This window comes from Photobacterium atrarenae (assembly GCF_024380015.1).
GTDB classification, from domain to species: Bacteria; Pseudomonadota; Gammaproteobacteria; order Enterobacterales; family Vibrionaceae; genus Photobacterium; species Photobacterium atrarenae.
This window is the reverse complement of the sequence record NZ_CP101509.1, coordinates 1,040,263-1,053,657: the sequence shown is the minus strand read 5'-3', so window position 1 is coordinate 1,053,657 and position 13,395 is coordinate 1,040,263. Positions and strand designations below refer to the sequence as shown.

The window sequence follows — 13,395 nt, the reverse complement described above, 5'->3', positions numbered from 1 at the left end:
AATTTCCTCACAATTTCGCTCCACCCCCTCAGTCTGTGATGGAAAAGAATATGTTCAATTGGGAAGGTGTCAGTGAGTTTGTCGCCGTGGCGGAAGCGGAAAGTTTTACCGCCGCGGCCAAGCGGCTCGGCATATCAACCGCTCAGGTCAGCCGCCAGATCAGCGCTCTGGAAACCCGGCTGGGCACCAAGCTGTTCTACCGCACCACCCGCAAGGTCTCGACCACCGAAGTCGGCCGCGTCTATTACCAGCACTGCCGCCAGGTGCTGGACGGCCTGGAAGAAGCGGAGCGAGCCATCACGCACCTGCAGAGCACGCCCCGGGGAACCCTGCGGATCACCGCACCGGTCACCTATGGCGAAGGGACAATTGCCCCGTTGCTAAATGATTTCGCCTGCCGGTATCCCGATCTGACGATTGATTTGCACCTGTCAAACAACAAGGTGGATCTGATTGAGGAAGGGTTTGATTTGGCGATCCGCCTCGGCAAACTGGAAGACTCCAGCATGATGGCCAAACGGCTCGGCACCCGGGCCATTTACGTGTGTGCTTCACCGGACTACCTGTCCCGCTTCGGCCGCCCGGACTCCCTGTCTGAGCTTGATGCCCATAACTGCCTCAAAGGCACGCTGGATTACTGGCGATTTCAGGAAGGCGGCAAGTCCCGTAATATCCGGGTGAAAGGTTCACTGCGCTGCAACAGCGGCCATGCCCTGACCGATGCAGCACTCAAAGGCCTAGGCATTGTCCAGCTCCCGGACTATTACGTCCAACCCCATCTCGACAGCGGTCGGCTCATTCCCTTGCTGACTCAGTTCACCGAAAATGACGACGGGATCTACGCCCTGTACCCCCACAATCGTCACCTGTCACCGAAAGTCCGGCTTCTGGTGGATTACCTCAGCGAACAACTTCAGAATAAGCCCGTTTAGGTTGAACGGACCCCAAGCTTTCTGAGTTTGCGGTACAGGGTATTGCGGCTGATCCCCAGCATCCGGGCCGTCTTGCTGATATTGCCTTTGTTGGCGCGGTAGGTCTCGAGCAGGGTATCAGACAGAGTGGTACGCAGATCTTTGCCGGTTCCCGACGCTTGTGCCGTCCGGGGCTGCGACTGCTGCACCAGCGGCGTCGCAATATGCTGCGGCAGGTGCGCCAGCGTCAGCTGCGCGGCATGATCGGACAGTAAAGTCGCCACCCGTAACACGTTGTCCAGCTCACGAATATTGCCCGGCCAAGCGTAAGTACTCAGCAACTGCATCAGATGCGGACAGATTTCCTGCGCCTGGTGCCGGTGCTGACGGTGGATTGCCGCAATCAAATCCGCCCGGTCCTGGCGCTCGCGCAAAGCCGGCAAGGTCAGGATCAGGCCATTGAGCCGGTAGTAGAGATCCTGGCGGAACAAGCCTTCAGCCACCAGTTGCTCCAGGTTCTTGTGGGTCGCGGCGATGATCTGGATATCGACTTGCTGTGCCTGATTCGAACCAATCGGTACCACTTCTTTTTCCTGCAGGACGTGCAGCAGACGACACTGAGCGGCCAACGGCATATCGGCAATTTCATCGAGGAACAATATCCCGCCATCGGCCTGGCGCACTTTGCCGTGGTAGCCCTGTTTGCTGGCCCCGGTAAACGCCCCCGGCGCATAGCCGAACAACTCAGATTCAATCAGCTCCTGCGGCAGTGCACCGCAATTGACCGCGACCAGTGGCCCGGCATGGCGCTGGCTATGGCGGTGGAGCTGTTTGACAAATTCTCCCTTGCCGACCCCGGTTTCCCCGAGGATCAGCAGGCTGATGTCTTTGTTGATCAGTTTGCACGCCTGTTGCCAGGCCTGTTCAATCTGATCATCGCCGTAATGAAGCGGACAAGACGGGGAATACACCCGAGAACGCGGTGTCGGCTCATGGCCGGACGTTTCAAGCGGCTGGCAATTGAGCACCAGCTCTCCGGCCGGAAGCATCATAGCGCTGGCCCCGGTTTGCGGACGCGCCAGCAGTGCTTCCAGTTGCTCCCCGGCACACTTGGCCTGTGCCAGTAACCGGGTCGCCACGGCATTTTTTGCCAAGATCCGACCGCCGGCATCAGCAATCACAATCCCCTGCCAGCCGCTGTCAAACAGTGCTGAATCACAGGCGATATCAACCCGGAATTTGCCGTTCGGGATCTGGCACAACAGCGCATTCTCAACCTGCTGCACCATGGTCTGGATCAGCATGCGGACTTGCTCCGAATGCACTTGCTGCTCACTGGTGATATCTAACACCCCCAGCAGTGCCCCGGTCGGCCCGAACACCGGCCCGGCCGAACAGCTGATAAACCGGTGCTGGCGGATGAAATGCTGATCCCCGATCACCGAGACCACCCGCTGGTCGGCCAGCGCGGTGCCAATCGCATTGGTGCCTTTAAGACTCTCCTGCCAGCATACGCCGGACTCCAGCGCAATACTGGTCAGCCGCTGTTCAAAACGCGACTGCCCCCAGGCGCCGATAATCACCCCTTCCTGATCGGTCAGCAGCAACCGGCTGTTGGAGCCGGCCAGCATCTGATTAAACAAGGGCAAGGCCCATTGCTCGACCACCCGGATCAATCCCTGGGCATGGAACTGACGCTCTGACAACTGCTGCTGATCCAGCCGGACATGCTCAGGGGCCTGTTGTTGCGCCAGCCCGGCCTGTTCACTGCGGCGCCAGGACTGTTCCAGCCAATTGTCACGCCAGGGGGATAGATCGGTCTCGGGAAATGGGTGCATAAGCCAACTGTTCCAGGTTGTCACAGAGCAACTGTTCCATTTTGTAACACTTGAACAGTTTCAAGCAGTTACCGCTGCTCTGAGTGAATTTAACGAGGGATTAACAAACTTTTATTAATCATAGCGTTACAAAACATTAACAACAAGTCTGCAATTCTGGCCCGTGCTTTGCGTTAACTCATGGGACGGAACACATCAGAACACCATAAAAATCAACGTGCTGGGACGGGCCTTGCGAGGCATCACCACCCAGCCGCAAACATAACGTGAACAGACCGTGGCCTGCGATGGATGGTTCAGAATCACCAACCGTCACTAACCAAAGACACGGCTCACACCATAGCAAAGAAGGAAGGATCTATGATTTACGCACGACCAGGCACCGAAAACGCTGTGATCACTTTCAAGTCGCACTATGACAATTTTATCGGCGGGGAGTGGGTCAAACCCATCGGCGGCGAGTACTTTGACAATATCTCGCCGGTCAATGGCGAAGCATATACCCAAGTCGCCCGTTCCGGGGAAGCGGACATCAACCTGGCGCTGGATGCAGCCCATAGCGCCCGCGCGGGCTGGGCGGCCACCAGCGTGACCGAGCGTGCCAACATCCTGCTGAAAATTGCCGACCGGATTGAGCAGAACATTGAAAAACTGGCCGTGGCGGAAACCTGGGAAAACGGCAAACCGGTACGGGAAACCCTGGCCGCCGACCTGCCGTTAGTGGTTGATCACTTCCGCTACTTTGCCGGTTGTATCCGGGCCCAGGAAGGCTCTGCTGCCGAGCTCGATGCCAATACCGCCAGCTACCACTTCCCGGAGCCCATCGGTGTGGTCGGGCAAATCATTCCGTGGAACTTCCCGATGCTGATGGCAGCGTGGAAACTGGCCCCAGCCATGGCCGCCGGCTGCTGCGTGGTCCTCAAACCTGCCGAGCAAACCCCGACTTCCATTCTGGTGCTGATGGAAACCATCGGTGACCTGATCCCACCAGGCGTGATCAACGTGGTCAACGGCTACGGCCATGAAGCCGGTCAGGCGCTGGCCACCAGCAATCGCATTGCCAAACTGGCCTTTACCGGCTCAACCGAAGTCGGCAACCATATTCTCAAGTGCGCAGCGGAAAGCCTGATCCCGTCGACGGTCGAGCTGGGCGGTAAGTCGCCGAATATCTACTTTGCCGATATTTTCGATCACGAAGACGCCTACCTGGACAAATGTGTCGAAGGGCTGCTACTGGCCTTCTTCAACCAGGGCGAGGTCTGCACCTGTCCGTCTCGGGTGCTGATCCAGGAATCGGTTTACGACAAATTCATCGCCAAAGTCATCGAGCGCGCGAAAACCATCAAGCAGGGCAACCCGCTTGATACCGACAGCCAAGTCGGCGCTCAGGCGTCGAAAGAGCAGTTCGACAAGATCCTGAGCTATCTCGACATCGGCCGCAACGAGGGCGCGGAAGTGCTGATCGGCGGCCATGCCATCAAGCAAGGCGACGGCCTTGAGCAGGGCTATTACATTACCCCGACCATGCTCAAGGGGAACAACAAAATGCGGGTGTTCCAGGAAGAAATCTTCGGCCCGGTCATTGCCATTACCACTTTCAAGGATGAAGCCGAAGCACTGGCAATAGCCAATGATACCGAGTACGGCCTGGGCGCCGGAGTGTGGACTCGCGATACCAACCTGGCGTACCGCATGGGCCGTCAGATCGAAGCCGGACGTGTCTGGATCAACTGCTACCATGCCTATCCAGCCCATGCCGCCTTTGGTGGCTACAAGAAATCCGGGATCGGCCGGGAAACCCACAAGATGATGCTGGATCACTACCAGAACACCAAAAACCTGCTGGTGAGCTACGACGTCAATCCACTGGGCTTCTTCTAAGCCACGTCCCTTTCTCCGCAACTAACCCTGACATGGGCCGGCTCCGGCCCATGTCATCCACACGCTTTCCCCCTTTTTACATCTACAGACCTAGCGATAACTGATCCGGGTGCCCGGCGCAGGCAAATCCAGCGGCATTCCGGCTTGCTCAGCATGACGCTTCAGTTCACTGATGGGTTCGAGATACAGGGCATACGTCGAATGGTGGATCGGCAAGGTATGCACCGGTTGCAAAACTTTCATCGCCTCAATCACCTCTTCGGCCCCCATCGACAGCTGACCAAAAGGCCCGGTGGTGCCCACTCTCCCCACATGCGGGACAAAAATATCCGGTGCCGGATAGGCCGCCAGCCAGTGTTGAACCGACTGGGTGAAAAAGGAGTCACCACTCCAGTACAGGCTCTTGTGCCAGTCGCCATGGCGAAAATTAAGCCAGTAGCCATTCCCGCCATCCAGCACCGGCGAGAACGCCTGATCCAGGGTATGGTTTGCCGGTGCGGCAGTCACCGTCACCTGATACTCCCCTTCACGGTATGACCAGCTTTCCCCGACGGGAAGGCCTGTCACCTGGCGAAATCCCAACGCCCGGGCCATCGGCACATCCGACTGTGCGGCGACAAAGGCCACATCTTTCGGCAATTGTTTGCGGGCAGCCTGATCGAAATGATCCTCATGACTGTGGCTCAACAGCACCACATCCAGGGCCTGGAGATCCAGCGCAGGCAAAGGGGTCAGGCGCTTGTGATCGACCGGGGACGGAAGCTGGCTGAGTTGAAACATCTGGTTGGGATCAATCATTTGATAGGCCTGCTCACCTTCTCCCAGCATCGGGTCAGTCAGAAGGCGGATATCACCGAATTCAACCAACAGCGTCGGGCCGCCTAACCATTGCAACGTGACTTCCTCTGCCTGACTGGCGGCAGTCATACTCATCAGCATTACGGTGCTAAACAGGGGATATTTCATAGCTAAACTCCTTGATGCGTCTCAATTAAATGAATCAGGAAGTTCAGCTTACGCGCCTTGACTTTGTCCGGATATATGAGACTAATTAGACAATATGTCTAATTAAATTTGACACAGATGCACATAGACGCACTCAGAACCTTCATCCTCGTGGCGAAGCTGTTAAATTTTTCCGCCGCCGCACGCCAGCTCGGGCTCCCCCGCGGCACTGTCAGCGCCCGGATCCAAGAGCTGGAAAAACGCCTCGGGATCCGGTTATTTCAGCGCAGCAACCGGCGAGTCGCCTTAACACCGGAAGGAATTCAGTTTCTTGCCAGCGCCTCACAGGCGGTGACCCTGCTGGATGAAGCGCAGAATCAACTGGCTGCAAACCATGAGATAGCCGGCCCGATCCGGGTCGGCTATCCGGCAGCAACCCCGGATAGCGGGCTACTGGAAAAATTAAGCGAATTTTGTCGCCAATATCCCAAAGTAAGCATCGAACTGGTCCTGAGTGATCAGGTCGCCGATTTAGTCGAACAGCGAATCGACCTCTCAATTCGCGGCCGCGATCCGGCCAACCCCGATTTAATCGCCCGTCCACTGCGTGCTCGATCGCTGCTGCTGGTCGCCAGCCCGGCCTGGTTGGCGCAGCATCAACCCATCACCCACTGGCAACACCTGCCGGTTCATGACCCGCACCAGCAGGCCAGCTTTCCCCACCAGACGCCTGACATTCATACCTCAGATCTCAACACGTCGCTTCAGCTATGTCTGAACAGCATGGGTGCCGCTGTACTTCCGGCCGTATTTTGCCGTCCTCACCTCGAGCGAGGCGAGTTAATCAGCCTACCCACACCCGAGCCACTCCCCGAACTCCCACTGTTTCTGATTTATCAACAACGCAAACTATTGCCAGAAAGAACCCGGCGATTGATCCAAACCTTACTGGATTAAACCCGCCGACTCGCGGCTAGCTCATGGGCACTGTGCTAGATAGTGCCCGGAATCAAGCAGAAAAATTTATCAGATCAATAAAAATTTTTTATCAAAAAAATCCCTTGAACTTCATTTTTCCCACCCTATATCAATCGGCGAGAGCGCAGGTAAGCGCCTCAGGTCACTATTCATTCGACCAATGATTAACAATGTCTTTTATTTTGCATACAGATTTAAGTAGGAGGCGCACCCAATGAAGATTCGTCCTTTAAATGACAAACTGATTGTCGAAAGACATGAAACTGACAATACATCAGAGGGCGGAATTGTTCTGACATCCCAATCGGTCAAAAAATCGAACCGAGGTAAGGTACTGGCTGTCGGACAAGGCAGACGCCTGGAGAACGGCGATCGGGCAGCCTTAGATGTCAAAGTTGGTGATACCGTCATCTTCAACGAAGGCTACGGTGCGAAAACGGAAAATATCGACGGTATAGAATATCTCATCCTTTCTGAGTCAGATGTACTGGCTGTTGCTGAGTAATTCATTCGTTGTGATTCATATATTGAAATGAATAAAGGAGTTTACTAAATGGCAGCGAAAGATGTTTTATTTGCGAATGATGCGAGACAAAAAATGCTATCCGGCGTCAACCTGCTGGCTGATGCAGTGAAGGTAACCCTGGGCCCGAAAGGCCGGAACGTGGTACTCGACAAGTCCTTTGGTGCCCCGACCATCACCAAAGACGGGGTTTCAGTGGCCAAAGAAATCGAGCTGGAAGACAAGTTCGAAAATATGGGCGCCCAGATGCTCAAGCAAGTGGCTTCCAAAGCCAATGACGAAGCCGGTGACGGCACCACCACAGCCACTGTTCTGGCTCAGTCTCTCATCAACGAAGGACTAAAAGCAGTGGCCTCCGGCATGAACCCGATGGATTTGAAACGGGGTATCGACAAAGCCGTTGATGCTGCGGTGGAGCAGCTTCGGGAGATGGCCCAGCCCTGTAACGATAAGCAATCTATCGAGCAGGTCGGCAGTATTTCGGCCAATAGTGATAGCGCGATCGGAACTATCATTGCTGACGCAATGGAGCGGGTCGGCCGGGACGGCGTGATCACCGTTGAAGAAGGTCAGGGCATGGCCAATGAATTATCCGTGGTCGAAGGCATGCAATTTGATCGCGGCTATTTGTCTCCTTATTTCATGACCAACCAGGAAGCCGGGGCGGTCGAGCTGGACAACCCTTATATCCTGATGGTTGACAAGAAAATCAGCAATATCCGGGAGCTGCTCCCGATTCTGGAAGCTGTGACCAAAGCCTCTCGCTCCCTGCTGATCATTGCCGAAGACATCGAAGGGGAAGCGCTGGCGACCCTGGTCGTGAACAGCATGCGCGGCATCGTGAAAGCCGCGGCAGTAAAAGCACCTGGGTTTGGTGATCAGCGTAAAGCCATGCTGGAAGATATTGCAACCCTGACCGCGGGAACCGTCATCACGGAAGATCTCGGTCTGGAGCTTGAGAAAGTCACCCTGGAGCAGTTGGGCCATGCGAAGAAAGTAACGGTCACCAAAGACACCACCACAATTGTCGATGGCGCTGCGAGTGAACAAGCGATTCAGGATCGAGTCGCTCTGATCCGCAACCAGCTGGAAAACACAACCTCGCAATATGACAAGGAGAAGCTGCAGCAACGCATCGCCAAACTGTCCGGTGGGGTTGCCGTGATTAAGATTGGTGCGGCCACCGAAGTGGAAATGAAGGAGAAGAAAGACCGTGTCGATGACGCGCTGCATGCAACCCGCGCTGCCGTCGAGGAGGGGATTGTGGCCGGTGGTGGCGTGCCCCTGGCCAAAATTGCCCATGCGCTCTCTGATCTCAAGGGGGACAATGATGATCAGAACGTCGGTATCCGCGTTGCCCTGCGCGCCATGGAAGAGCCGCTTCGCCAGATTGCTGTCAATGCAGGCGATGAAGGCTCTGTTGTCGCCAATGCCGTGAAAGCAGGCGATAAACACCATGGTTATAACGCCGCAACCGGCAAATACGGTGACATGTTCGAGATGGGGATTCTGGATCCGGCAAAAGTCACGCGCTCTGCACTGCAGTTCGCCGCTTCCGTTGCCGGACTGATGATCACCACGGAAGCCATGGTCACTGAACATCAATCCCAAGAGGTGAAGGCTTAAACCCACTCGGCGGGCCGGACTCCGGCCCGCCACTCAATGTCGAGGTGTTTATGAACCGCTATCCATCGTGGCATTTTTCAATCGCAGAAAGCTGTTCTGGCCCCAGCCAGGCCGCCTGGCCCGCTGCACTCAACTTTCCGATCAAGCCGGCAGGCAAATTGTTTTCCATCGACCATTATTTGCCCAGAACGCCTAAGGTGCTTATCTTCACCCTGGATCTGTCGTCACTTCAGAACGCAGAGAAGATGCGTATCCATTAGACATCCGGCCCGGGCGATTTATTTTCCTTGTTTGCTATCTAGCGCACGCCGGCAACCCACCCGATCCGCCAGTCGCCACGCAAGCTGTATATACTTATCCATATTAGCTGGCTAACTTCTCAGCAACACAACCGGCGAAAAAACACCATAAAGAACAAGGAAAAAGTATGGAGAACAATACGCCTCTGTTGAACCTTCGCAATATCGAGCCCGGTGACTATGATGAACTGGCGGCGCTGATGGATCTGGTCTTTTATGATGTCGGCGGCGCTTGGCCCCGGATGACCATTATGGATTTAATCCACCAGTTTCCTGAAGGACAAATCTGTATTGAAGACAGCGGCAAAATTATCGGTGCAGCCCTGACCATCAAGGTCGATTACAACCGACTCTCCCTCAGCCACACCTATACCGATATTATTACCGAACAAAACGTGATCCAGCATCAGGCCAGCGGGGATGCCATGTATGGCCTGGATGTTTTCGTCCACCCCGATTATCGCGGCCTGCGGCTGGGGCGGCGGCTCTACGAAGCACGCAAGGAAGTCTGTCGTGATCAAAACCTCAAAGCAATTCTGGCCGGCGGACGAATTCCGGGTTATCAGCGCGTCGCCAAAGAGCTGTCCGTTCTGGAATATATCGAGAAGGTGAAGCGCAGGGAAATCCATGACCCGATCCTCTCGTTCCAACTTTCGAACGACTTTGACGTCAAGCGGATTATGAAAAACTACCTGCCGGAAGATGACAAATCCTGCGGCTACGCCACCCTGCTCGAATGGGACAACGTGTTTTATGAAGAAGAGGTACCGCTGCTGGAGTCGGAAAAAAGCCTGGTCCGGCTGGGCATTGTCCAGTGGCAGATGCGCCCGATGTTATCGCTCGAAGACCTGATGGATCAGGCTGAGTTCTTCGTCACCTCCCTGTCCAACTACCAGGCCGATTTCGTCCTGTTCCCGGAATTTTTCAATGCACCGCTGATGGGGCTGAAAACCGGCCAGAACTCGGTGGAAGCCATCCGTTTTCTGAGTGAGTTTACCGAAGACATCAAACAGCGCTTTTCACAGATGGCCGTGACCCACAATACCAATATCATTGCCGGCAGTATGCCGATCCTGGAAAACGGCCGACTGTATAATGTCTCTTACCTGCTCCACCGCGACGGATGTATTGATGAGCAGTATAAAATCCACATCACCCCCCACGAACAACGCGACTGGGTGATGGACGGCGGCGAGAAAATTAAAGTTTTCAATACCGATGCCGGACGGATCGGGATCCTGATTTGCTATGATGTCGAATTCCCGGAGCTCGGGCGGATCATGGCCGAACAAGACATGCAGATCCTGTTTGTCCCGTTCTGGACTGATACCAAAAACGGCTACCTGAGAGTTCGTCTGTGCGCCCAGGCCCGGGCCATCGAAAATGAGTGCTATGTTGCGATCGGTGGCAGTGTCGGCAACCTGCCTCGGGTCGATAACGTCGATATCCAGTATGCCCAGTCTGCGGTTTTTTCACCGTCCGACATCTACTTTCCCCATGATGCGACGATCACCGAAGCCAGCCCGAATACCGAAATGATCATCTTTGCTGATGTGGATCTGGATAAACTCAAATTTCTCAACAAGGAAGGTTCAGTCACCAACCTGCGCCACCGCCGTACCGATCTGTACGGCCCGCTAAATCGCAGCAAGTAAGGCGCCACAATGCAACTCAGTAATGCACGGCACGGATGACCACCTGGGCCGATGGCCCATTTGATTGCAAAGCCATCTATTTGATATCAGAACCACTCAGGAGACGCTTATGAAACAACCTGCCACCAAGCTCATGACCCGACTGGCTTACCTTGGCCTGCTACCTTTCATCATCAGCCTGACTTGTCTCTGGAGCGAAACCAAGCTGTTTGATATCCCGCCACAGCAACTCTTCATCGCCTATAGTGCGGTGATCTTGAGTTTCCTCGCCGGGATCTTATGGGGCAATGCGATTGATCACATCCAGCACAAACTGAGCCGTAACGCCCTGCTGCTCAGCATTCTGTTTTCACTGATTGCCTGGGGGGTACTACTGCGCGCACCTGAGCAATTCGCCCTGTCGGTATTGCTGCTGCTGTTTGGCTTTATTGCGGTGTGGTTTGCGGAGATGAAGATTCGGCAGGTTGAAAAAGAAGGTCAGCCCGCCGATTATCAACCAATGCGTAACCGGCTAACCGGGATTGTCGTCCTAATCCATCTCATTGCTTTAGCAAGCTGAGCCTCCCTTAACCGGCAATGCGCTCAAACCGGATCACTTCCATCGTTTGCGGATGAATCACCTGGTATTCGCTGTCCGAGTAGGCTTTCACGATCAAATGGCCACTTTTCGGAATGATCTGTTTCGCCGAGCCGACCACATGGTGGGCCTTGAATGCCTGACCGGTAATGGTCAGCATTCCGGTGATCGCCCCTTCCGAGGTATCGTTCGCATTAGGATTAATCGACAGCACAAAGCCGCCTTTCTCATTCACTTTCAGCAGAAAGTGACGGCTAGGCCCGGCAAACGCTTCCCAGTTGCCGACCGGCATCGGGATATCCTGCATACTGGCATGATGAAGATACAAATTTCTGTGCTCTTCAGATTCCGGCCGGTATTTAGATGCCAGATATTTATATTTAGGTCCGTCATCGCTGGCATTCATAGCGTCCTGGAGGATGAAATAACCAACCCCACCCAGCAATGATAAAGCAACAATGAGTTGAATGAATCGGATCACAACGAGTCCTTAATCGCGCTCATGGGCTCAAGCGCAACGCTTCCACACAATTTAGAATAATCTGCCCGCAGGCACCAATGTGCCTGATTACATGCCCGCCACACTTGCCGGGTGCCGGGCACTGGCGGTAGGTTGCCATATCTCGGACACCCCCGACCATATGCAACATCAATTAAACATGGTTTCAGGCACCACTTTTGCGGTATCAACTCAAAAATTGCGTCAACAGCCTGCGCCAAGTGGGCACAATTTATCCCATACACAGATAGGCAACGGCACTTTCCCCTTTGCCAAGCCTGATATTCATGGAGTATAGGACAATAAATTCAGGCACATGCAATAAAGTCAGGGGGCGCCGCGGCAAGTGAAAATAAACTTTCCAACCATATTTACTTCCCGGCAAACATGGTGGAGAATTTTCAGCCTTTATGTTGAGAACAACACCAAACCTGCTTAGCCGTTGTTCCTGTCCCACCGTTCCGGCTAAGCGCGGAAAAGTCTAACAAAAACCGAATGATACAAAACATGATTGTGGAACACTTTGATTTAATTGCCGACTACCTGCTGCAACATAAACTGCTGTTCAGCGCCCTGATGTTCGGCATCATGCTGCTACTGAGGCGCCTGACCATCTCCCGGATCCGCGGAGACGATAATTTCCTCAGCGACGAGCAGCGCAAATGGATCTCCCGGACCAAAAACGGCACCTTTTCAGTCCTGTTGCTGCTGCTGTTCATTCTCTGGCAGGCAGAGATCAGCAAGTTCGCCCTGTCGCTGACGGCCATTGCCGTCGCCGTCGTCGTGGCCTCGAAAGAGATCATCCTTTGCTTTACCGGCTCGATCCAGCGTGCCAGTTCTCGCTCTTTCCGAATTGGCGACTGGATTGAAGTCGGCGCGTTGTGTGGTGAGGTGATTGAGCACAACCTGATGGCAACCGTGATCCAAGAAGTCGATATTCATCACGGTAACTATCACTATACGGGAAAAACAGTCACGCTTCCGAACAGCATGTTTTTCAGCGTGCCGGTGAAGAACATGAACTTTATGAAGCGCTATGTATATCACCATTTTTCGGTCACGATTCGTGAAACGGTGAACCTATACCCGCTGGTGCCGATCATGCTAGCGAAGATGGATGAGCACTGTGACGATTTTGCCGAAGTCGCCAAGCGCTATAACCATGTGATTGAGCGCCACGCCGGGGTTGATTTACCGGGGGCAGAGCCGCACATCCAGCTCTCCAATACAGAAACCGGAGAACAACTGGTGCATTTTATGCTCTTTTGCCCGACCAACCGCGCCGCGGAGATTGAGCAACTGATCCGCGAAGATTTCATGGGCCTCTACTGCCACCACTTCCAGAGCAAGGAAAAAACGGTGACACGGCCGCAGGAGGTCTCTGGCGACTTTAGCCAGTCGGTATCTTAACTACAGCAAGGAAACAAGGTTCCGCATGCTTTCCGACCGTCTTCCCTGAAGGCGGTCTTTTTGTATCAGACCGTTTTGTCTTGGCGTGTGTCGTATCAAATAACGCTGTCTCAAATGGCCTCCATTCGGGCAGGTCTCCCCACACATCCGTGCAAACAGTCAGGCAAGCCACTAGGCAAATTATCTACAAACCTCTCATTTTGAACAGTAATATGTAACCAGTTGTAACTAATTTGATCTTAATCACGCCACC

The 13,395-nt window shown here is 54.3% G+C and carries 12 protein-coding genes; 9 read left to right on the top strand and 3 right to left on the bottom strand.

What is annotated here, in order from left to right; all coding sequences use genetic code 11:
* Positions 1-50: 50 nt before the first annotated feature.
* Positions 51-932, top strand: coding sequence for a LysR family transcriptional regulator (locus tag NNL38_RS20835; protein ID WP_255390779.1), 882 nt, complete (start codon positions 51-53; stop codon positions 930-932).
* On the opposite strand, the gene NNL38_RS20830 is transcribed toward NNL38_RS20835, so the two are convergent.
* Positions 929-2,749, bottom strand: a complete 1,821-nt coding sequence (locus tag NNL38_RS20830; protein WP_255390778.1) for a sigma-54-dependent Fis family transcriptional regulator — start codon at positions 2,747-2,749, stop codon at positions 929-931. The genes NNL38_RS20835 and NNL38_RS20830 overlap by 4 nt on opposite strands.
* 360 nt (positions 2,750-3,109) lie before the next feature.
* On the opposite strand from NNL38_RS20830, the gene exaC reads away from it, so the two are divergent.
* Positions 3,110-4,630, top strand: a complete 1,521-nt coding sequence (exaC, locus tag NNL38_RS20825; protein ID WP_255390776.1) for an acetaldehyde dehydrogenase ExaC — start codon at positions 3,110-3,112, stop codon at positions 4,628-4,630.
* 90 nt (positions 4,631-4,720) lie between these two features.
* Here the strand turns inward: exaC and NNL38_RS20820 are convergent, their stop codons facing one another.
* Positions 4,721-5,596 (bottom strand): MBL fold metallo-hydrolase, encoded by an 876-nt coding sequence (locus NNL38_RS20820; protein ID WP_255390775.1) that lies wholly within the window; start codon positions 5,594-5,596, stop codon positions 4,721-4,723.
* 117 nt (positions 5,597-5,713) lie between these two features.
* Here NNL38_RS20820 and NNL38_RS20815 point away from each other — a divergent pair, with 117 nt between their 5' ends.
* The 6 genes from NNL38_RS20815 to NNL38_RS20790 all read left to right on the top strand — a co-directional run bounded on the left by NNL38_RS20815 (position 5,714) and on the right by NNL38_RS20790 (position 11,215).
* Positions 5,714-6,532 carry a LysR family transcriptional regulator gene (locus tag NNL38_RS20815; protein WP_255390774.1) on the top strand — a complete coding sequence of 273 codons (819 nt, stop codon included), beginning with the start codon at positions 5,714-5,716 and terminating at the stop codon, positions 6,530-6,532.
* A gap of 235 nt (positions 6,533-6,767) precedes the next feature.
* On the top strand, positions 6,768-7,058 hold the full coding sequence (locus NNL38_RS20810; protein WP_255390773.1) for a co-chaperone GroES: 291 nt from the start codon (positions 6,768-6,770) through the stop codon (positions 7,056-7,058).
* Positions 7,059-7,106: 48 nt separating this feature from the next.
* Positions 7,107-8,702 (top strand): chaperonin GroEL, encoded by a 1,596-nt coding sequence (gene groL / locus NNL38_RS20805; RefSeq protein ID WP_255390772.1) that lies wholly within the window; start codon positions 7,107-7,109, stop codon positions 8,700-8,702.
* Between the two features lie 50 nt (positions 8,703-8,752).
* Positions 8,753-8,962, top strand: coding sequence for a hypothetical protein (locus NNL38_RS20800; protein WP_255390771.1), 210 nt, complete (start codon positions 8,753-8,755; stop codon positions 8,960-8,962).
* A gap of 167 nt (positions 8,963-9,129) precedes the next feature.
* Positions 9,130-10,656: a bifunctional GNAT family N-acetyltransferase/carbon-nitrogen hydrolase family protein gene (locus NNL38_RS20795; protein ID WP_255390770.1), complete on the top strand. Its 1,527-nt coding sequence runs from the start codon at positions 9,130-9,132 to the stop codon at positions 10,654-10,656.
* 109 nt (positions 10,657-10,765) lie between these two features.
* On the top strand, positions 10,766-11,215 hold the full coding sequence (locus NNL38_RS20790) for a DUF3429 domain-containing protein (protein ID WP_255390769.1): 450 nt from the start codon (positions 10,766-10,768) through the stop codon (positions 11,213-11,215).
* A gap of 7 nt (positions 11,216-11,222) precedes the next feature.
* Here NNL38_RS20790 and NNL38_RS20785 read toward each other — a convergent pair whose 3' ends face one another.
* Positions 11,223-11,714 carry a hypothetical protein gene (locus tag NNL38_RS20785; protein ID WP_255390768.1) on the bottom strand — a complete coding sequence of 164 codons (492 nt, stop codon included), beginning with the start codon at positions 11,712-11,714 and terminating at the stop codon, positions 11,223-11,225.
* A 531-nt stretch (positions 11,715-12,245) separates the two neighbouring features.
* Between NNL38_RS20785 and NNL38_RS20780 the strand changes: the two genes are divergently transcribed.
* Positions 12,246-13,142 carry a mechanosensitive ion channel family protein gene (locus tag NNL38_RS20780; protein ID WP_255392298.1) on the top strand — a complete coding sequence of 299 codons (897 nt, stop codon included), beginning with the start codon at positions 12,246-12,248 and terminating at the stop codon, positions 13,140-13,142.
* The last annotated feature ends 253 nt before the right edge of the window (positions 13,143-13,395 follow it).

Bases quoted from the DNA above. Each gene is read 5' to 3' on its own strand.
- NNL38_RS20800 (WP_255390771.1), top strand. From the start codon at position 8,753: ATGAACCGCTATCCATCGTGGCATTTTTCAATCGCAGAAAGCTGTTCT.
- NNL38_RS20795 (WP_255390770.1), top strand. From the start codon at position 9,130: ATGGAGAACAATACGCCTCTGTTGAACCTTCGCAATATCGAGCCCGGT.
- groL (WP_255390772.1), top strand. From the start codon at position 7,107: ATGGCAGCGAAAGATGTTTTATTTGCGAATGATGCGAGACAAAAAATG.
- exaC (WP_255390776.1), top strand. From the start codon at position 3,110: ATGATTTACGCACGACCAGGCACCGAAAACGCTGTGATCACTTTCAAG.
- NNL38_RS20835 (WP_255390779.1), top strand. From the start codon at position 51: ATGTTCAATTGGGAAGGTGTCAGTGAGTTTGTCGCCGTGGCGGAAGCG.
- NNL38_RS20815 (WP_255390774.1), top strand. From the start codon at position 5,714: ATGCACATAGACGCACTCAGAACCTTCATCCTCGTGGCGAAGCTGTTA.
- NNL38_RS20790 (WP_255390769.1), top strand. From the start codon at position 10,766: ATGAAACAACCTGCCACCAAGCTCATGACCCGACTGGCTTACCTTGGC.
- NNL38_RS20830 (WP_255390778.1), bottom strand. From the start codon at position 2,749: ATGCACCCATTTCCCGAGACCGATCTATCCCCCTGGCGTGACAATTGG.
- NNL38_RS20810 (WP_255390773.1), top strand. From the start codon at position 6,768: ATGAAGATTCGTCCTTTAAATGACAAACTGATTGTCGAAAGACATGAA.
- NNL38_RS20820 (WP_255390775.1), bottom strand. From the start codon at position 5,596: ATGAAATATCCCCTGTTTAGCACCGTAATGCTGATGAGTATGACTGCC.